General features: G+C 39.6%; 13 protein-coding genes. 7 read left to right on the plus strand and 6 right to left on the minus strand.

Annotated elements, in window-relative coordinates:
• Positions 1 to 179: 179 nt before the first annotated feature.
• Positions 180 to 1,202, minus strand: coding sequence for a T9SS type A sorting domain-containing protein (locus R3E32_16990; GenBank protein ID MEZ4886435.1), 1,023 nt, complete (start codon positions 1,200 to 1,202; stop codon positions 180 to 182).
• A gap of 340 nt (positions 1,203 to 1,542) precedes the next feature.
• On the opposite strand from R3E32_16990, the gene R3E32_16995 reads away from it, so the two are divergent.
• Together R3E32_16995 and R3E32_17000 are read left to right on the plus strand one after the other, a co-directional pair.
• The gene (locus tag R3E32_16995; GenBank protein MEZ4886436.1) at positions 1,543 to 4,842 is read left to right on the plus strand and encodes a T9SS type A sorting domain-containing protein; all 3,300 of its coding nucleotides are present in this window, start codon (positions 1,543 to 1,545) and stop codon (positions 4,840 to 4,842) included.
• Between the two features lie 435 nt (positions 4,843 to 5,277).
• Positions 5,278 to 9,027: a T9SS type A sorting domain-containing protein gene (locus R3E32_17000; GenBank protein MEZ4886437.1), complete on the plus strand. Its 3,750-nt coding sequence runs from the start codon at positions 5,278 to 5,280 to the stop codon at positions 9,025 to 9,027.
• 167 nt (positions 9,028 to 9,194) lie between these two features.
• On the opposite strand, the gene recA is transcribed toward R3E32_17000, so the two are convergent.
• Positions 9,195 to 10,274, minus strand: a complete 1,080-nt coding sequence (recA, locus tag R3E32_17005; GenBank protein MEZ4886438.1) for a recombinase RecA — start codon at positions 10,272 to 10,274, stop codon at positions 9,195 to 9,197.
• A gap of 228 nt (positions 10,275 to 10,502) precedes the next feature.
• Here recA and R3E32_17010 point away from each other — a divergent pair, with 228 nt between their 5' ends.
• Positions 10,503 to 11,456 (plus strand): sugar kinase, encoded by a 954-nt coding sequence (locus R3E32_17010; protein ID MEZ4886439.1) that lies wholly within the window; start codon positions 10,503 to 10,505, stop codon positions 11,454 to 11,456.
• Here the strand turns inward: R3E32_17010 and R3E32_17015 are convergent, their stop codons facing one another.
• The 3 genes from R3E32_17015 to R3E32_17025 all read right to left on the minus strand — a co-directional run bounded on the left by R3E32_17015 (position 11,457) and on the right by R3E32_17025 (position 16,275).
• On the minus strand, positions 11,457 to 12,896 hold the full coding sequence (locus tag R3E32_17015; GenBank protein MEZ4886440.1) for an ATP-binding protein: 1,440 nt from the start codon (positions 12,894 to 12,896) through the stop codon (positions 11,457 to 11,459).
• 462 nt (positions 12,897 to 13,358) lie between these two features.
• Positions 13,359 to 14,543 carry an N-acetylmuramoyl-L-alanine amidase gene (locus R3E32_17020; GenBank protein MEZ4886441.1) on the minus strand — a complete coding sequence of 395 codons (1,185 nt, stop codon included), beginning with the start codon at positions 14,541 to 14,543 and terminating at the stop codon, positions 13,359 to 13,361.
• Between the two features lie 208 nt (positions 14,544 to 14,751).
• Complete coding sequence (locus R3E32_17025) at positions 14,752 to 16,275, minus strand: hypothetical protein (protein ID MEZ4886442.1); 1,524 nt, start codon at positions 16,273 to 16,275, stop codon at positions 14,752 to 14,754.
• Positions 16,276 to 16,504: 229 nt separating this feature from the next.
• Here R3E32_17025 and R3E32_17030 point away from each other — a divergent pair, with 229 nt between their 5' ends.
• The 4 genes from R3E32_17030 (at position 16,505) to R3E32_17045 (ending at position 19,771) form a co-directional block, all read left to right on the plus strand.
• Complete coding sequence (locus R3E32_17030) at positions 16,505 to 16,705, plus strand: hypothetical protein (GenBank protein MEZ4886443.1); 201 nt, start codon at positions 16,505 to 16,507, stop codon at positions 16,703 to 16,705.
• A gap of 208 nt (positions 16,706 to 16,913) precedes the next feature.
• Positions 16,914 to 17,489, plus strand: a complete 576-nt coding sequence (locus tag R3E32_17035) for a hypothetical protein (protein MEZ4886444.1) — start codon at positions 16,914 to 16,916, stop codon at positions 17,487 to 17,489.
• A 122-nt stretch (positions 17,490 to 17,611) separates the two neighbouring features.
• A complete protein-coding gene (locus tag R3E32_17040; protein MEZ4886445.1) occupies positions 17,612 to 18,772 on the plus strand; it encodes a hypothetical protein in 1,161 nt (386 codons plus the stop codon).
• 105 nt (positions 18,773 to 18,877) lie between these two features.
• Positions 18,878 to 19,771: a tail fiber domain-containing protein gene (locus R3E32_17045; protein ID MEZ4886446.1), complete on the plus strand. Its 894-nt coding sequence runs from the start codon at positions 18,878 to 18,880 to the stop codon at positions 19,769 to 19,771.
• Positions 19,772 to 19,931: 160 nt separating this feature from the next.
• Here R3E32_17045 and R3E32_17050 read toward each other — a convergent pair whose 3' ends face one another.
• Positions 19,932 to 20,474 (minus strand): GNAT family N-acetyltransferase, encoded by a 543-nt coding sequence (locus R3E32_17050; protein ID MEZ4886447.1) that lies wholly within the window; start codon positions 20,472 to 20,474, stop codon positions 19,932 to 19,934.
• Position 20,475 lies beyond the last annotated feature (1 nt).

The following is a 20,475-nucleotide window of genomic DNA, read 5'->3' on the forward strand; positions in this document are numbered from 1 at the left end:
AGATACAAGATTTTAGACAAAAGATGTTTTGTTCGCTCAAGTGTAGATGCTTGAGCGAAGTCCTTGTAGCAAGCCTCTTGACTTGCAGAGAGGTGTGGACACTCCAAACAAGGGTTTTGTTTAAGTCGAGAGCCTTGAATAGGTACTAAATATTCAGTTTTGTACTCCCTCAGTCGTACTTACCATTTGACTATTTTCTCTACCCTATTTTTGTCTTCTGATTGCAGGGAGACATAATAAATACCTTTGGGCAAGGCTCTTAAGTCAATTGAAGGATTGGAGGAATCAAAAAAAGTTTTTTGCAGTAATTTCCCTTCAATGTCAAATATTTGTACAGATTGCAGTTCTTTTTCTGTTTTTATATATACAAAATCCTTACTTGGGTTGGGATAAAACTGAACCAATGTATTGAGTGAATTTTCTTCAATGGCCACCGTTTCACCTTGCCAACTTGAGCCAGCATTGAGGATGCTTTGATTGTTGTCATCTTGTATAAAAGCGATGATGTATATTTGTTGCTTGTTCCAATCCTCTTGAAGTGAATAAGTGTAGTTATAACTAACCGATTCTCCGACTTTTGCAGGGGTGAAAGGAATACCTTCCCAGCCACCTAATGTTTGCCTAAAAACATTGTAGAGTTTGGTTTCCATCCCTTCAAAGGGAGGTTCGTATTCAACTGTTTTTTCAACGACTACGACTCTCAGGCGAAAATGACTACTTGGAATAATCTGGTTTACTGTCTGTACTTCAATATTAACGCTTCTTTGGTGATTCGCTTCGATTGTTTCTAGCACTTCTATCTTCAATGGGCTGATACTACCTGTATATTGTTGAAGGGTAGCATTGGGAAGGATGTCATAATCTGGAGCAGGGCCAGATGGTGAAAACTTGCCGAGAAGATGCAGGGTCGGTGTTCCTTGTATTTGATAATAGTTGGCTCGTTCTTCTGCTTCTTCTTTATTGGCTTGGTAAAAAATATCGTCAGGAATAGGAGTACTGACGTGATAAACGATGTGATATGCGTCAATGTCTTCGTATTCCAATAATATGTTGTCGTGAAAAGTAGGATGTCGAAAAATACAGGGAGGACAATACGTATTGGAGAATTCTTCGAGTAGTATATACCGCTTGTTTTGCTCTTGAGCATAAACAAAACTGCTAAAAATGAATAGTAAGACGAAAAGTGAAAATATTTTTTTCATTTGTATAAATAGAATTATAAATTTGTATTATCAAATCAAATGCCACTTTAGGAAATTTGTCGAGATAGTGACTAAAATATTTTTTAGCTAAATAGTGTATTCTTATATTTTTTTACAAGTTATGTTGAAAATATGTGTGTGATTACTTAAATTGTGCTGTGAAGTTTTCTTGTCTTTTGCATAGCGCTACAATACTTAGAGTTATTCATTGCATTAGATTAATTTGACACAATATACATTCATTTAAAAAATTATTTTTCATAAAAGATTTACTAAACAAAATACTTTTTAAGACTTTATTGTAACACTTAAACTTTTACCAAACTAAATTAACATTATTATGACTAAATTAATTACTAAAAAATGGACGCTGCTATTTGCTTTGATAGTAGCATCTATTTGTTGTTTCCAACAAAATCTGTCTGCACAGTGTGCGGTTGGTGAAACGGGAGTTGACATTATTGTGGATACCAATGCAGGTTTTGCAGAGAATGAAATAGGGTGGACTTTATTAGATGGTACAGGAGGAGTTGTCAGTAGCTCAGACTGTGCTAGTGTAGCTACAGATATGGTAACAACTACTAGTGTATGTTTAACACTCGGTAGCACCTACACTTTTCAAGCCTATGATACATTTGGTGATGGATGGAATGGTAATACCGCTCAAATCTTAGGGAACGCCAATGGTAGTTTTGATGGATGTATTTATGTAGATACATTTAGTCCTAATGGCTTGAATCAAGCCCTTCCCCCATCTGCAGGAGCACAATGTTTTGCGGATGCCGATGGTTTTCCTAATGAAATGGAAGCAGAAATTGACTTTATTGCTGGTGCATTTGACAACATAGCTTTGACAGGAGCTTCTGTTCTAAATGATGGCTGTAGTTTGACTGATAGTGAAGTTCTGACAGTTTCCGTAGCAAACCTTGGCTGTAGCCCTGCTGTGGCTGCTGGAGATGCCGAAGTAACTGTTTCTATTACGGATGGACCGAATGGTCCTGTTGGCCCTATCACAGAAGCCTTACCTTCCATTGGAGCAGAAGGAACTGTAGATTTTTCATTGGCAACAACTTTCGATTTATCTACTCCAGGTACTTACACAATAGATATTAGTGTGGACTTCACAGCTGCCTCTGGTATTACAGATGTATCTTCTGGAGACAATGGCGTTGTGGGTGCTAGCATTAGCAGTTTAGCTTCTTTTGGTAGTATTGACGGTGATAGCCCTGCCTACGTAGAGAGTTTTGAAGCAGGTGATGGCGGTTGGACAGTGCTTGACCAAAGTGCGACAACTTCTACTATGGTATTGGGTACGCCTCCTGCGGGGCAAGTGAATATTAATAGCGCAAATGATGGTACACAAGCTTGGTTCTCTGACCTTTCACTTACCAATGATGCAACTGCACCTATTGATGAACAATACAATGCAGACGAAGCTATTTTCTTTTTATCTGGTTGTTTTGATATGAGTTGTATGACCACGGCTACTTTCTCTATTGATGTCAACTGGGATTGTGAAAGTGCTTTTGATGGTGCTTCTGTAAGTTTTAGCCTTGATGGTGGCGGCACTTTTACTCAATTGGGAGTTGGCTCTGACGGTACAAGTGGTGGAAATGGTACCAATTGGTACAATGATCCTGATATTGCTTCACACGATATATTTGGTCTAACCGATGCTCCAGGTTGGTCTGGCGATTGTGTGGGAACAGATACCAAGTGTAGTGCTATGAAACCAGGTGCTGTAAATGGCTGGTTGACTGCCACACACAACATTGACTTTTTGGCTGGTTCGCCTAGTGTGATTTTTGCTATCGTCTATACCTCTGATGGAAGTGTTCAAGATGGAGATGGTTTTGCTTTTGACAATGTGCAAGTAATAGGAAACAGTACAGATGCTGCTTGTATTGGTTGTTCTGATATCAATGCGTGTAACTTCGATGGCTCTGCGTATGATGATGGTTCTTGTGAGTATCTTACTTGTGCAGGATGTACAGATGCAGGTGCTTGTAACTACGATTCAACTGCAACTCTTGATGATGGTTCTTGTGATTATTCTTGCTTGGGTTGTACGGATATGAATGCATGTAACTATGATTCAACTGCAACCCTTGACGATGGTTCATGTGTATTGGGTACTTGTGGTGATGGTACTTGCGATATTGCTTGTGGTGAAGACATAGCAGGTTGTGTGGATTGCCTTAACACGGTATTGGGCTGTACAGATGCTGGTGCTTGTAACTACAATCCATCTGCAACAGATGATGATGGTTCTTGTGAATATCTTTCTTGTGCTGGCTGTACAGATATGACCGCTTGTAACTACAAATCATCTGCAACCATTGATGATGGTTCTTGTATATATGGTTCTTGTGGCAATGGCATTTGTGAGCCTTTCTGTGGCGAAACAGCTGCCAACTGTAATGACTGTGCTATTCGCTTAGGCTGTACAGATCCTACTGCTCACAACTACCGACCAAGAGCAAACCAAGATGATGGAAGCTGTTTGACCTGTAGCGATGGACTTCTCAATGGTGACGAAGTAGCGATTGACTGTGGTGGTGCAAAATGTCTGCCTTGTATTGAAGGCTGTATGGATGTAGCTGCTCACAACTACGATGCTACTGCACAAGTAGATGATGGTAGCTGCGAAACTTGTACGGATGGTATCCTAAATGGTGATGAAACTGCTATTGATTGTGGCGGTTCTTTGTGTGCTGTTTGTGGAGATGTTTGTGGAAGTGCTTTAGATATCTCTTGTGGTGATGTAGTGACAGGTAATACGGGTAACTTTACCAACACTGGAGCACCTGCTTTCTGCGGAACTACTCCTGGTACTGGTGGCGGTGTTTGGTACACCGTTGATGCGGCAGGTGAGGTCTTTACTGCAAGTTTGTGTGGTTCTTCTTATGACACCAAAATCAATGTGTACAGTGGTGATTGTGGAAGCCTAACCTGCGTAGGTGGAAACGATGATTTTTGCAGTCTTCAATCGCAAACAACATGGTCATCTGTTCCAGGCACAACGTATTACATCTATGTAAACGGTTTCTCAACAAATACAGGAAACTATAATTTGGATTTAAGTTGTACAGCGAACATTACCATTGAAGTAAACAACATTGTCGGAGTTTCTACGACTAACTCATCTGGCACAGGCTCTGTCATTGTAACAGTAACAAGCGGAATACCAAACTGTGCATTGACTTATTCATGGACGGGCCCAGGTGGTTACACTTCTACTACTAAAAATGCAACAGGCATTACGATGGCAGGTAACTATACCCTTACCGTGACGGATTGTAATGGCAATACACAAACAATTACTGTGACTGTTCCTACACGTGGTAGAGGTAGAGGTAGAAAAACCGAAGTGGTTGAAACAACTCAATTGATGGCTACTCCTAACCCATTTGCAAATCAAACTATGATTAGCTTTGAAGTAAATACTGAAGAGCGTGTGAGTTTGGATGTATTCGACATCAGAGGTGCAAAAGTGGCTACTTTGTTTGACGAAACTGCTGAAGCTGGTCAAAATTATCAATTACAATTTGGGGATGCGATGCCTTCTGGTACATACATTGCGAAATTGACAACTGCAAACGGTCATGTTCAACACATCAAGTTGTTCTTGACTAAATAGGAAATGTAAAAATACGAGCAGTACATTTTTTACAAAAAATGTACTTAGTAAGATTTTTTTGTAGATAAGAAACCCTGAGTTGATTTGAATCAACTCGGGGTTTTTGTTTTAATAAAGAATTTTATACGTTCTAAAATATAAACATAAACATGATTAAAAATAAAAATTTATATTTTATTAAAAAACTTAACGTATGCAAATTATCATCAGTACAAAAAAAAACCTGTTATCGGTCAAAAGTAGATTTGAATTAGTAGCAATTAATTGGAAAATTACTTTAAAAGTTCTATATTGGAGGTGGTTTTTTATAATTCCTATCAGAAGGATACTTTGAAAACCTGATTTACAATACTATAAACTTTTTTATTAATTTAATATTACAAACCAAACATTTACAAAATGACAAAAACATTTACAAAAATTATTTATTGCTTGTTGATAATCACAACAATGTGCCTTTTTGGTACAATTGATTCACAAGCACAATTATTCGAAGATTGTGAAACCTTCACACCTGGATTACCAGGTACATTGGCTAATGGATGGACAACAGATCCTGCAACGGGCTTTCGTTGGGAAGTTGAAGATGCTACTGGTGCAAATGAAAACTCTTTGGACACAGGGCCATTTTTCGATCACACTACCGAAGGGGTTTCAGGAGGTATCTATATGTTCACCGAATCGAGCTCGGGTGCAACAGGAGCAGTAGCAAATTTGGTAAGCCCAAGTGTGAGTTTAACTGGATTTAGCTGCCCTAAACTAAAGTTTTGGTACCATATGTTCGGTGAAACCATGGGAGAACTCCATATAGATGTGAACGATGGTAGTGGATGGGATTTGGATGTGGCTCTTCCTATTGTCGGAGAACAACAGGATTCTGGTGGGGCTGCCTGGGCAGAAAAACAAGTTCCTTTAGGAGCTTACATAGGTTCTACTGTTCAAGTCCGATTCAGAGCGTTAAGAGGTGCAAGTTTTACCTCAGACATCTCTCTTGATGATTTCACTATATCAGATGACTCCTCTCCTGATGTAGCAGTTGATGTTGTCAGTACAACTGCATCTACTTGTAACCACGGTAGTTCTGAAATCATTACAATAACTGTTGCCAACAATTCTTGCACAGACATTCCTGCAAGTTCAGTAGAAGCTACTTTTGAAGTGGTGTTAGGAGTCCCCGATGGTCCATATACAGAAACGATTCCTGTCGCTATTCCTGCGCTGTCCTCTGTGGATTATACCTTTATGACAACAGCTGATTTAGACGGAGGAGGATTGTTTTCCATTGAGGCTACCGCTAGTTTTACAGCGGCTTCTGGTTTGGTAGATGCCAATGCAGGTAACGATACGAAATCATTGGACATCTTTTTGCAAACTCCTTTAACGGCTCCTTTTCAAGATTTTGAAAACTTCACAGCAGGAGTACCTCCTGCTGATGGCAACTTATCTGAGGGTTGGACATCAGACCCAACAGCAGGCTACCGATGGGAAGTAGAAGATGCAACAGGAGCAAATGAAAACTCTACAGGCACCGGGCCATTTTTCGACCATACAACAGAAGGTGTATCTGGTGGTATCTATATGTTCACAGAAGCATCATCAGGTGTGGTAGGTGATGAAGCAATGTTGGTAAGCCCTTGTATTGATTTGAGTTCTTATGTTTGTCCTAGCGTTGAATTTTGGTACCACATGTTTGGTGCAAACTCAAATATGGGAGAACTGCATGTGGATATCAATGATGGTAGTGGCTGGGATTTAGATATAGTAGCCCCTCTTATTGGACAGCAGCAAGCTACTGGAGATGCAGCATGGCTAAGAGCTTCTGGAAATATTGGTGCGTATGCTGGTCAAATTGTCCAAATTCGCTTTAGAGGTGTAAGAGGTACAGGTTTTGAGAGTGATATGTCTATTGATGACTTCAATATTGTGGATGACCTTTCTGACAACATTGCTATTACGGATTTGGCTACTTCAAGTGATGGATGTAACCCTTCTAATGCGGAAACATTTAGCATCACTGTTAGCAACAGTTCTTGTAATGATATTCCTGCAGGATCAGTTGATGTAACATTTGAAGTAACCGGTGGCCCAGTTGTTGTAGGTCCTTTCACCGAAACCATTACTGATGCAATTCCTGCAAATAGTGCAGTAACCTATACATTCACAAACACAGCAGATCTTTCACAACTAGGTAACTATACCATAGACTTTTCAACTGGCTTCAATGCAGGTTCAGGTTTGACAGATAGTGATTTGTCAGACAACTCTGTTTTAGGTATTCCCTTACAGACTTTTAATTTCTTCGGAACCATTGACGGCAACAATCCTCCTTATGTAGAGAGTTTTGAAGCAGGTGATGGTGGATGGGTTGTTACAGACATTAGTGGTACGACCTCTACTATGGTATTGGGTACACCTCCTGCTGGACAAACCAATATCAATGCGGCTTCTGATGGCACAATGGCATGGTTCTCTGATGCTACCTTAGCTAATAATGCAGGTGAGTTTTACAATACCAATGAATTGATTTTCTTCCAAACTGGTTGTTTTGATATGAGTTGTATGGAGTCGGCTACTTTCTCTATTGATGTAAACTGGGATGCCGAAGGTGCATGGGATGGTGCAACGATTGGTTACAATACAGATGGCGGCACAACTTTCTTTATTTTAGGAGTGCAAGATGCCACCCAAACAAGTGGTGGAAATGGCATCAATTGGTACAATGATACAGACGTAGATGGTATAGCCAATGAAATTGATGGATGGTCAGGAGACTGTACAGGAACTGACACTGCTTGTAGTGGTGCTTGGGTTTCAGCTTCACATGATATTAGTTTCTTAGCAGGATTTTCCAGTGTTCGTTTTGCAGTAATCTTCGGTTCTGAGGGTTCTGGGCAACAAGGTGAAGGTTTTGCCTTTGACAATGTTCAGGTAACTGGCAACAGCACAAACCCTTCTTGCTTAGGTTGTACAGATATGACGGCTTGTAATTACAATCCTGCAGCGTTTTATGAAGATGGTTCTTGTGAATTCACTACTTGTGCAGGTTGTACTGATACAGGTGCTTGTAACTATGACTCAACTGCAACTATTGACGATGGTTCTTGCGAATACCTAACTTGTGCAGGTTGTACTGATATGACAGCTTGTAACTACAATCCTTCTGCAACCATATCTAATCCTTCTGCTTGTATTTACGGTTCTTGTGGAAATGGTATTTGTGAGCCTATTTGTGGAGAAACAGCAGCTAACTGTGCAGATTGCGTTAATTCTGTATTGGGCTGTACGGATATGACCGCTTGTAACTACAACCCATCTGCAACGGATGAGGATGGTTCTTGTGAATACACTTCTTGTGCAGGTTGTACTGATATGACGGCTTGTAACTATGATTCAACTGCAACTATTGAAGATGGTTCATGTTTTTATGGTTCTTGTGGTAATGGTATTTGTGAGCCTTTCTGTGGCGAAACAGCTACCAACTGTAATGACTGTGCTATTCGCTTAGGCTGTACAGATCCTACTGCTCACAACTACCGACCAAGAGCAAACCAAGATGATGGAAGCTGCGAAACTTGTACGGATGGTATCCAAAATGGAGACGAAACTAGTATAGACTGTGGTGGTTCAAAATGTGTACCTTGTACGAGCATTGTTGTGAATCAGATCATAGGTGTTTCTACAACAGGAGGAACAGGTTCTGTTTTTGTAACAGTAACAAGTGGAACGCCAGGTTGTGCATTGACTTATGCTTGGTCAGGTCCTGGAGGATACACTGCTACAACTGAAGACATAACAGGTCTAACAATGACTGGAGATTATACCCTTATGGTTACAGATTGTGCAGGTAGGTTACAATCTGCAACTATCACTGTTCCAACACGAGGTGAAGGTAGAGGTAGAGGTAGAAAAGCCGAAGTAGTTGAAACTGTTCAATTGATGGCTATTCCTAACCCATTTGCAAATCAAACGACGATTAGCTTTGAAGTAAATACAGAAGAACAAGTGAGCTTGGATGTATTCGACATCAGAGGAGCGAAAGTAGCTACTTTGTTTGACCAAACTGCTGAAGCGGGTCAAAACTACCAAATACAATTTGGTGATACAATGCCTTCTGGTACATACATTGCGAAATTGACGACTGCAAATGGTCATGTTCAACACATCAAGTTGTTCTTGACTAAATAAAATAAACCACAGTGAAAATATGGTGTGATGGTGAATTTGACATTGACAATTTTCCCATTACACCATTTTACATTGATATGGTAAAAAAAGAAATCCCCGAATGGAATTGCATCCATTCGGGGATTTTTTTACTTAAAATGATAGACTGTTAGAATTTGAACTTCAAATTATTTTTTCTTCTTCTTAGAACTCGTTTCCACATCTTCCATATCCACATCATCATCATCTCCAGAGCTTGGCGACTGAATATTTTCCCCCAAAATCTTAGCCTTGATGCGATTTTCTATTTCAAGAGCCAATTCAGGATTATCCTTCAAAAATGCCTTTACATTCTCTCTACCTTGACCAATTTTGTTCTCTTCAAAGCTATACCAAGAACCACTTTTGCCAATAATATCCATTTCTACACCATAGTCCACAATTTCTCCAAGCTTTGATACCCCTTCACCATACATAATATCAAACTCTGTAGTTTTGAAAGGAGGAGCCAATTTGTTTTTCACCACTTTCACACGAGTTCTATTACCCACAATATCAGTACCATTCTTAATTTGAGCAATTCGACGAATGTCCAATCGAATAGAAGCATAAAACTTCAAGGCTTGGCCTCCCGTAGTCGTTTCAGGATTCCCAAACATGACTCCAATTTTTTGGCGCAACTGATTGATGAAAATACACATACAACCCGTTTTGTTGATAGCCCCTGCCAATTTACGCATAGCTTGCGACATCAAACGAGCCTGCAAACCCATCTTAGAATCACCCATTTCCCCTTCAATCTCACCTCTTGGAACCAATGCCGCCACTGAGTCAATCACCACCAAATCTACTGCTGCCGAGCGAATCAAATGTTCTGCAATTTCCAATGCTTGCTCTCCATTGTCGGGTTGAGAAATGAATAGGTTTTCGACATCTACTCCCAATGCTTCTGCATACGCTTTGTCAAAAGCATGCTCTGCATCAATAAAAGCAGCGAGACCTCCTTTTTTGTGTACCTCTGCAATCGCATGGATGGCCAAAGTCGTTTTACCAGAAGATTCAGGACCAAAAATTTCGATTACCCGACCTCTCGGATAACCGCCGATGCCCAGTGCCACGTCTAAGCCCAAAGAACCTGTTGGGATGGTATCCGCTTTCACAATCCCTTTGGTATCACCTAATTTCATTACAGTACCTTTTCCGTAAATTTTATCTAATTTGGCTACTGTTAAGCCCAAGGCTTTTAATTTTTCTTGATCAACTGCCATAAGTTAATGATATATGTTTTTGTTAGCAAAAATTTTCTTTTATCTTCAAAGATACCAATAAAACAGACATTTATACTATTTTTATTAGTAATTTTGATTGTAAAACTAATTTTTTTGGAAAAAAGTTTCTTCAATGCCAATTTTCTTCAAAATTATTTTTAAGAAGTAAAAGGTAGCAAAAAAAATGAAAAATGGTGCTACTTTTATACACAAATAAATACTTAGGTTTTGAACAACACAAACAACGCCAAATCTTTCGATGTTCTTGCAGTGGGTGAATTGCTGATTGACTTAATTGGCACAAACAAAGCAACAAGCCTTGAAGATACATTTGCTTTTGAACGTTTTCAGGGAGGAAGCCCTGCCAATTTTGCCCGCAACTTGTCCAAACTTGGCAATCGGGTAAAATTGGTAGCAAGTATTGGAGAGGACGGTTTGGGGCGTTTTTTACAGTCGCAGGTAGTAGCTTTGTCTATGGATTGCAGGGATGTAAAAATGCGTCCAAATTTTCCAACGACGATTATTACCGTCGCTAAAACCGATGGTACACCCGATTTTCAGGCTTATCGTGGAGCAGACACGCAGATTTTACCCGATCAATTGCAGCCCAAAACATTGCAGCAAACCCGCATTTTCCACACGACTTGTTTTGCCTTGAGTAAAAATCCTGCACAAAAAAGCATTATGGAGGCAGCTCAAATTGCAGCAAGTCATGGTTGTCAGTTGAGTATTGACATCAACTATGCACCCGAAATTTGGGAAAACCGACAAGAGGCGCAAGACATCATTGCGAGGTATTGCAGCTATGGCGCACTCGTCAAATTGAGCATTGACGATTGGGAACGCACCTATCAACGCCCTGATGAAGCCCCTGAAACCATTATTGAATTTATACACAATTTGGGCGCAAAGGAAGTGTGCTTGACCCTCGGTAGTGAAGGGAGTTATGTGTCAAAGGGAGGTGAGCCTGTGTTCGTTTCTGCCCGCAAAATTGAAGTAGCGGATGTGACAGGTGCGGGGGATGCTTTTTGGTCGGGATATTTGACGGCATGGCTCGATGGTCATGGGCCTGAGACTTGTGCTTTGTTTGGTAGAAGTATTGCCGAAATCAAATTGCAGCATATCGGACCGCTAGTTGAGGATATTGATAAACAGTTGATTTATGCAGACTTATTGAAGTAACTATTCTGGTTCAAACAAGTCATCCATTGTTAATACACTGTCAATCAATCCTAAACTGTGTTTGTTATGCTTCAATCCAAAAGTGGTAATCAAAACCATAAAAATTTGTTTACGGGTTTTGGTAGTTGCTCGAAAAACACTTTTTTTTGTGCTTAAAATCTCTGCATATGATTTGGATAGGGAAAATATTTCGTTGTAAAACTTGATTTCAACCAAATTAATGGTTTGGTCTTTTCTATCTATCAATAGGTCAATCTGCGTGCCTTTTTCTTCGTCTGTTCCTTTTTTGTAAAACGAATAGGACACGGCATAAATTCCCGAAATTCCCAAAGCTTTCTTAATCTGTGGAATGTGTTTTAAGCAAATGCTTTCAAAGGCATAGCCACTCCACGTTTTGTAGTTTTGGGTTTGACTAATGTGGTGCCACAAATCTTTTCCTTCGTGCTTCTTTCCTTCAATAAACTGCAAATAGAATAAGGAGTATTCGTCTGTGAGGCGGTATAACTTTTCCTTTTTCTTTTTGCCAAAAGGTTGATAATCTGATATAAAACCCGATTGCACCAATTCTTTTAGAACTCTCTGAATTGTGCCCCCTGCGGATATTTTTGCCCCTTCAATGATTTGCTGTCGAGTCAATCCTTGTTTTTGTTGCCCCAAAGCTCGGATAACCGCAATGTGATTTTCAGCATGACTGAACAAAGACGGATACAGCTTCAAAAACTCATCTTGTAGCAATCCTTTTTTGGAAAAACAAATCTGTTCAATATTCTGAGTAGCACTTTTCCCTCCTTCAATTTCTTTGAGGTAATGCGGAATGCCTCCTATTGCCATGTAAATTTGAATGATTTGATAGCGTTCAAAATAAATATTGCGGCTGTTTAGATAGAGTTCCGTCTCAAGTAAAGTGAAGGGTTCTAAAAAGATATTTTTGGTGACTCGATTATGCAAACCTCCTCGATGGTGTATTACTTTTTGTATCATCCAAGAGGCTGCCGAACCACATATCACCACTACAATATTTTGGTCAACCGCCCAACTGTTCCAAAAAAAACTCAATCCCCTCAAAAAGCCCGATTTGTGAGTTGCCAACCACGGAATCTCGTCCAAAAAAACAACTTTTCGTTTTTCGCTATCTATATTTTTCAAGTAGTTGATAAGCAACATAAAGGCTTCCAACCAATTGACAGGTATTTTTACAGGTAGAGAAAGATTGCTTGCTTCTCCCAAACGGTAAGCAAAGTTTTGAAGTTGTTCGGTTTTTGGTGCATTTTGAAGTCCTGTTATCTCAAAATCTAAGTGGTCTTTATACACTGTTTTGATTAAGAAAGTTTTGCCTACCCGTCGTCGTCCGATAATAGAAACCATCTCTGCCTCGTCCGACTCCAAAGCCTTCCGCAAGATTCTTTTTTCTTCTTCCCTTCCTACCAGCGTTTTTTTCATTGTGTTTTTGTTTATTGGTGGAGTAATCGCTATAAAAATACCTACATTTCTCCACTAATAAAAATTATTGGTGGAGGAATCGCTTGTACTTCTCTATGAAGGCGTAGATTCCAAAACGAAATTGGTGTTTTTGTATGCAAAGAATCAACTTGAAGGCACTAACCTTGCTGCAGCTTAAATGGAAGTCTGCTAAAAATACGGCATCCTTTCCCTTTATTCCCTCCTAAATTGTATATTTGCAGCTTCAAATCTTCATTTTAAAATTATAGTCTTATGGAAATCTACGCATTGACCATCGTTATTCCTGCAATTATTGGTATCATCATGGCTTACAGTTGGTTGAAAAGACCACGGGTATAGTCTTGACGAAAACACAAGTGTAATCAAAACATAAAAAAGTCCAACATTTGATAGAAATGTTGGACTTTTTGTATTATATTTTTCTTGGTAGAGCCGATTCAACTATTCCTCACCCACATCTGCAAAATGAGGTTCGTATTTTTCAGCCTGAACACCTCTGATAACCCTCTCCCAATCAAATGCGGGGCCAATATCCCATTTTCCTGTTGCTCTATAATTGAGATGTGTGAGAACACCTTTGAAGGTTGTATTTTTTTCTGTTGCATCAAATCGAATGTCTTCGGGCAGAAATTCTCTTGGAATATCGTAAGTCGCTGTTAAGTATCGCAACAAGACAATCAAGGTTTCATATTGTTGGTGCGTAAAATTGGCGTAGTACTGATAGCCTTTGTAGGGTTTGTCCAATTTGATATATTTGGTAGAATCCTCCATGGAACAATACACATCTACATAGTTGGGATTGGTCTTAGTTCTCGAATAAACTGTTTCTAATTTTCCGTTTCGAGGAAGCAAAGGGCCGTAATTGGAAATTTCGATGGCAATAGATTGTTTGCTCATTTCCTCATTGCCACCAATGGTGCCTTTACCTAAATGGTGTGACCAATAACTCGAAGAAAACAATTGATAAATCGTACCATCACGCCCCAATACAAAAGGAACGGACTCACGGTATTTGGAGTAGCCCCTTCTTGGTCTGGTCAATACGTCCACATCACTTTTGATATTGCCGACGGTGAAGTGCATCACGATTTGTTTTTTGTCCACTACTTCTGCTTCATAATAGCCTGTGTAGCCATTTGCAGGCGTACAGCGCACGACCTCCATGATTTTGTCTTCTCCAGGAACGGGTACTGCAATTTTTTTGTGGAGAAATTTGCGTCCACTTGCTATCTGTGTATCGTGAAAATCTTTTTCCCACTGAGCCGTTTTATCGTATTTTTCTGATTCATTGATGGTTGCAGGTATTTTGTAAAATTCTCCTTCGAGGGGATTTCTTGCATTAGATTGTGGCTTGACAGGAACAATTTTAGCATAGTTTCTCTCTTTGATACCCTTTCTATCATTTGCCAAAGTGCCATTTCCACCAGATCCTGGAACAAATTTTCGAGGTTTTGCCGTCTCACCTTTGTCAATATAGGTATTGCTGCTATACTTGGAGGAAGCAGCAGGTGTACGATGCACAGGAGGTGCTTTTTGGGTATGTTGTACTTTCTGGTAGCTGCTACATGCGCTTAAAATTACACATACCAATACTGGCGTTAATATTTTACATATATATATTCTCATGGTGAATGTGGCTTAAATCAAACCAAGTTGGTGTTGTTTGAAGTAAAAGGGTTTCCGTATGGGCAGCACATTTTCAATAGAATGTTGACCCAATAAATGTGTGCAAGTTTAAATGCTTAAAGAAGTATCGCTACCAATAGTCAAGCAAATATGCTGCCAACCTACTATCTAGTACGTTGTGAATGAGAAAGGTTGCGTCATTTAATTGTCATAAAATAGTTCTCAATGGTTTTTCTTCAATTTTGCTGTCCAACCAATTTCCTATTTCAAAGAGACCCAACGGAAAACGTCCTGTTTTGGCGACCATTTGCTGCAATTCGCTGCGAAAAGTTAAAAAACATTTCTTCAATTCTGATTTGTCAAAAATATTGACCTTTATCAACTGTCGGACGTTTTGAAGTACAATCTGTTCAAAACTATCCAAATCGTCTGCTTGCTTCAAATTGCGGTAAGTAGAACGGTACAAATTCTCTAAAATATCTTCGTTTTCCAGTTCATAATGCAGTATCAATTGCAGCAAACGAGCCACTTGTTGTAGGTCTTTGCGGACATCTGCTTTGGGAAAATAAATGATTTCGTTGAGCCAAAGCAATGCTTCTGAATGGTTTTCTTGAAGAAAATAGAGCAGGGCAATGTTGTAGTAAATCGTCAATAAGTGCGAAGGAGAGATGTATTCACCATATTTTTCCAAGCCATTTTCCCATCCCTTGACTTTTGCTATTCCTTCTTCAAACCGTTTTGTATTGATGAAATACAATAGTTTATTGATGGTAATCAATTGAAAGACTTTATATTCTGCTTCAAAAGTATCAGTCGGCAGCAGCTCCATCTTTTGGAGTACATCGGGAAATAAATCAAATTGATTCGTTTGTTTGCAGCTATTGAGGTAATTGTTCAATGCTTTCCGATACGCTCCTAAGTCTTCTTTCTGCAATCGTTTCCCTTCTTGCGTATTCCACAAATCCACCAGCTTTTGGTAGTGTTCAAAGGACTGTTTGGCTTGTCGGGTCTTAGAAAAATAATGCCCTTTTGTATCGTGATACAGCAGCTTTGCAGTGAAGGAAAGGGCTTTGGATTCATCACTGAGCAACGGATGGTCGAAAAGTTGCTTAAAATCCTCTGTTGTAGCCGCTTCTTTTGTGGTTTCTTTTACCCTCAGCGACATCACTATTTGTTCATTGATGTTTTGGTAAGTTGTTTTGTTTTGCAGCAGCAAGAGAATGTATGCTTCTTCTGCTACCAACTCCGCCAATTTTTGCACAACTTTTTTAGATGCTGTTCCCGTCAACAAGCGTTTTTCCCATTCCACCAATTGCAGCAAATACGAAAATGCATCGTATTGATACGCTATTTTTTTACTCCTCCTCAGTTCCTTACCCATTTGATTCAAGAGTGATTTGCGGTACAACAACTCCAAATTGCTTAGTGATTCTCGCAACTGAAAAGCGACCGAAACGTCTTTTCCTCCCGAGTGATAGTCCCTCAAACTTTTGAGGATTTTATTGGAGAGTGCGTTTTTGGTGAAGGTCAATTGCTTTACAAAGGTCTTTTTCCGAAACTTCTTTTTAATCGCAACTTCATCATATTCCTCTTGCTTCAATATGGCTTCAAAGAGCCTCAAATAATTGTTCTTTTTCCCAATAACGTGTATTTCTGCCATCATTTTGAAGTACCGTTTTTCGGTGCGGGAAAGGGAGTGAATAAGATCGAACAAGTCGGTTGGAGGGAACATACTCTTTTGTTGTTTTAAGGTACTGGAGTTTTAAGGTGTTGGTGTGTTGGTTGAGCGATAGCGAAATCCCGATTTTTCATCGGGGGTGTGTTGTGTTGGGTATTCATAGCCATCAAGTTTAGTAATTAACATAAGCATTAAGCCCTGAACAAGAACAAATAATAGAAAGGAAGCTTTCTTATAGTTCATGGGTATAGTGTGCTTCTTTTTTATCAAAACTTCCTGTTCAATGCTGTATGAGAAACAAGCAAACCTTAGCTTGATGGCTATGGTTGGGTATTTTGAAGTATTGCCTCTTATCATCCTACTTCCTACTTCCTACATCCTACTTCTCACTTCCTACTTCCTACTTCCTACTTCCTACTTCCTACTTCCTACTTCCTACTTCTTACATCTCAAAACAACGTTTGACACCTATGTTTTTGTTTAAAACAAAACATCAATAAAATTTTAAACTCCTTAAAATCAAAGTTCTTATTCAATTCTCCTCTATTAATTCCCTATAAATAAAACCTATGTTTTTCAAAAACCTTGTTTCAGACCAGCCTATCTTTGCCCTTATCTTTGTGGTGTAATCAAAACGAAAAAGGTTACAAACATTTTCAAATCCAATTTTAACTTTTTAAACAATTAACGCCATGACAACTTCAATCAGTAATTTTAGAATTCACACAAGCATTAACAACATTCTCAAAAGCTTGGTCATTTTATTGGTCTTTTGTTTTGCAGCCAACAGCAGCTTTGCACAGTACCAACTACCTCAAAAGTACCAAATCAAAAAAGCTCCCACTTATCAGCTCAAAAAGCCGATTCACATTCCTCAACCTTCCTGTCCAGATTTGAAGGCGATGCCGATTCAGTTTCAAATTTTGAGTCGCCCCACTCCTTACACCGCAAGAGTTCGAGTGACTGCAACAATCAAAAACATAGGAGGAACAGACTATATCTCTGGAAGCAATCAACAAAGTATGCAACTATACATCGGTAGTACGCCGGTAAAAAATGAAGGATTTGCCAACTTAGCCAAAGGCACAACCCGCACCATTACCTACGATATGACCTACTCGACCTCCAATGAGTTTCCGCCAATGATCAAACTCTTCATCTCTTATGACCCCGACATCGCTATTGACGGCAATCCAAAGAACGATGAATGTACTTACTCTAACAACCAAAGCTCTCGTGACAGCAGTGAGATTGGAGGAATGTTGTAACAATAAGACATCAAGTAGATTTCAGAAACTTTACAAACTTTCTGAAATCTACTTTCCTTCAATCCTTCTATATGCTCATGACTCCTTTTATTTTTTCAAAACCTTTTAAAACTTTAAAAACCATGTTAGTAAACACTGTAAAATCCGTTTTCACTTGGCATTTTATCTGCCTTTTCTTCTTGTTGAGTGCTTTTCAACTTTCTGCAAATGCACAACCCAGCACCTTCAAACATACCGCAACGACCAGCAATACCACGAACAATTACACCCTCATTGACCACGCTCGCACCAATGGACAACCGAACAAAATCCTTTTCGTGACGCATGACTATGGCAATGTCGGACCTTATGTAAATTCTCCCATTGGCGTATGGTACACAAACGGAAAATGGTCTGTTTTCCAACAAGACAGACGACCTATGCCTGCCGATGCAAAATTCAATGTATTGGTACAAACCACAGCAGACCGAGGTGTATTCATACACACCGCCAACAACAACAATACAAGCAGTCACATCACCACCATTGACCACCCTGACACCAACGGAAAACCCGATGCAAAACTTATGGTGACGCAACATTGGGGCGCAAGTCGAACCTATAACAACCATCCCATTGGCGTATATTACTCTGGCGGAAAATGGCGCATTTTCAACCAAGACCGTGCTGCAATGCCCGATGGTGCAATGTTCAATATATTGGTCAATCACCCCAAATCGTTCCAACATACCGCATCTTCCTCTACCATTCAACTACCGCATGTCACCAAACTCAACCACGCCAATACCAACAATTCCAACAATGCCTTTGTATTCGTCACCCAATGTTGGACAAGCGTTTACAATCCCCACCCTGTTGGAATATGGTACACTCGTGGTAAATGGACGGTTTACAATCAGGACCGAGTACCCATGCCAGCCAACTCCAAATTCAACATCATCGCTTTCAGTCTAAGCGAAGGTAGCACAGCAGCTACGCCAAAAGTGACCAGTGCTACTTTATCGGCAGTAAATCCAAATGTAGCAGGAAAATGCTCACAAACCATCCAATTTAAAGGCAGTATTAGTTTCAATGGTACAGGTACGGTTCAATATAGATTTACGAGAAGCGATGGTGCAACAGCCCCCATCCAAAGTTTACACTTTGCAGGAGCAGGTACAAAGTCAGTTAGCACTACTTGGCAGTTGGGTAAATCGTATCAGGGTTGGCAAGGTATTGAGATTCTTTCTCCCAACAACCTTCAATCCAATCGAGCCAATTTTACACTAAGATGTACCGATTGAGGTGAAAATAAAATTGTTTTTCTTATCAAAAAGGATTATTTTCCATAAACTTCTGCAACTCCTCACTCCTTTTATCTCTATTTCACACGTTAAAACCATACAATCATGCCTTTTTCCTTCAAAAAAACAGTCTATTTTAGCTTTGTAGCCATCCTTATGCTGCTATTATCTCATCCTATTTCTGCACAAATCAAATACCAACCGAATACCAATATTGGGACTTCGGGTAGCGTTGGCGGAGGAGATTGCTGCAAAAATGCACAAGGAAATTGTGTTAAAATCGGAACAAACATTCCTTGTCCTGGTGTCAGCAATTGTGTTCCCTGCAACCAGCAAAGCAATCCTACTACTAGCGGTTGGGGACAAGCAGGTACAGGAGTTGCTTGTAGTGATTGCGACAAACCTCTGTTGATTGACAAATATGGTCAGGTTTCTATAGAAAAAACACTTACCCTCGGCGGAGGCAAATTGTTGGCAGGTAATCAAGGCATTGGCATTGCGGGAAATTTTGAACCTGTCAAAGCGAATGCCTTCAATCTCGGCAGTGCTAATAGCCCTTTTAAAACGGTATATGCCAAAAAAATAGTGGGACAGGTTTCTAAATATTCGGATAGAAGACTGAAAACCGATATTTCTGCTCTACCTTATGGACTTCAAACGGTGATGCTCTTGAAGCCAAGCATTTATCACTACAAAAACAACACCGAAGGCAAACGAGAATTGGGTTTGATTGCTCAAGACTTACAACAAACTGTTCCCGAAGTTGTCGACGAAAGCGATGAGTTTTTGAGTGTGGATTATGCGGCATTGATTCCTGTTTTGATTCAAGCAATTCAAGATCAACAGACTCTTATTGAAGCCCAAAAATCCACTATTGAAGGTCAAAAAACGGCAATGGAACAAACCCAGACGGAATTGAAGGATTTGAGGGCGAACTTGGAGGAGATTATGGATTTTCTTCAATTAAAGGAGAAGAAAGTGGGGGTTGTAGAAGATTGAGATTGAAGTGAAATATAGTTGATTATCAAATTATTGAAGCGCAATATTGAAGTGAAACTTTGGTATTGCGTTTTTGATTAAAAACATAAATTCCGTCAGTTTAGTCAATACAGAAACTCTACTTCGTTTTTTCACCAAAATGAGCTTTTATTTTCATTCTTCAATACATATACCCCAACAAATCCAACTCTCCATCTTCCCACACTTTATCCGAAATCATTTTGTACATAAAATAGACATCCGTAATAAGTTCTTTCCCCAAACCATAGTTTTGGTGTTGGTGAATTTTTAGCCAAGTGATATGCAAAGTTGAAGTCTTGTAACCCAGTCTTTCATAATATTGTGGTAAGTCTGTCACCAAAAACAAGGCATCAATTCTATTCGGATACCGTTTGGCAATTGCCTCAAACTCCAACATCAATTTTGTGCCAATACCTTTGCCTTGAAAATCAGAATCGACACACAAAGCAACTACTCCAAAAACATTCACCACCTTGCCATTCAAGTTCATCACCCGAAAGTCAATCCCCATTTGCCCAATAATTTGCTCGCCTTCTTTTGCCAGTATTCGGTAATGCGGAAGTTGTTTGAAATAATCTCGGCCTTCGTACTCTACCTCTGGAAAACTCTTTTGAAGTAGAGTGTTTAATGCCATTGAAGTAGGCGTATCTATTTGGAATTCATTGAGGAATGTTAGGGTCATG

This window comes from Chitinophagales bacterium, assembly GCA_041392475.1.
In the GTDB taxonomy this organism is placed as follows: Bacteria; Bacteroidota; Bacteroidia; order Chitinophagales; family UBA2359; genus JAUHXA01.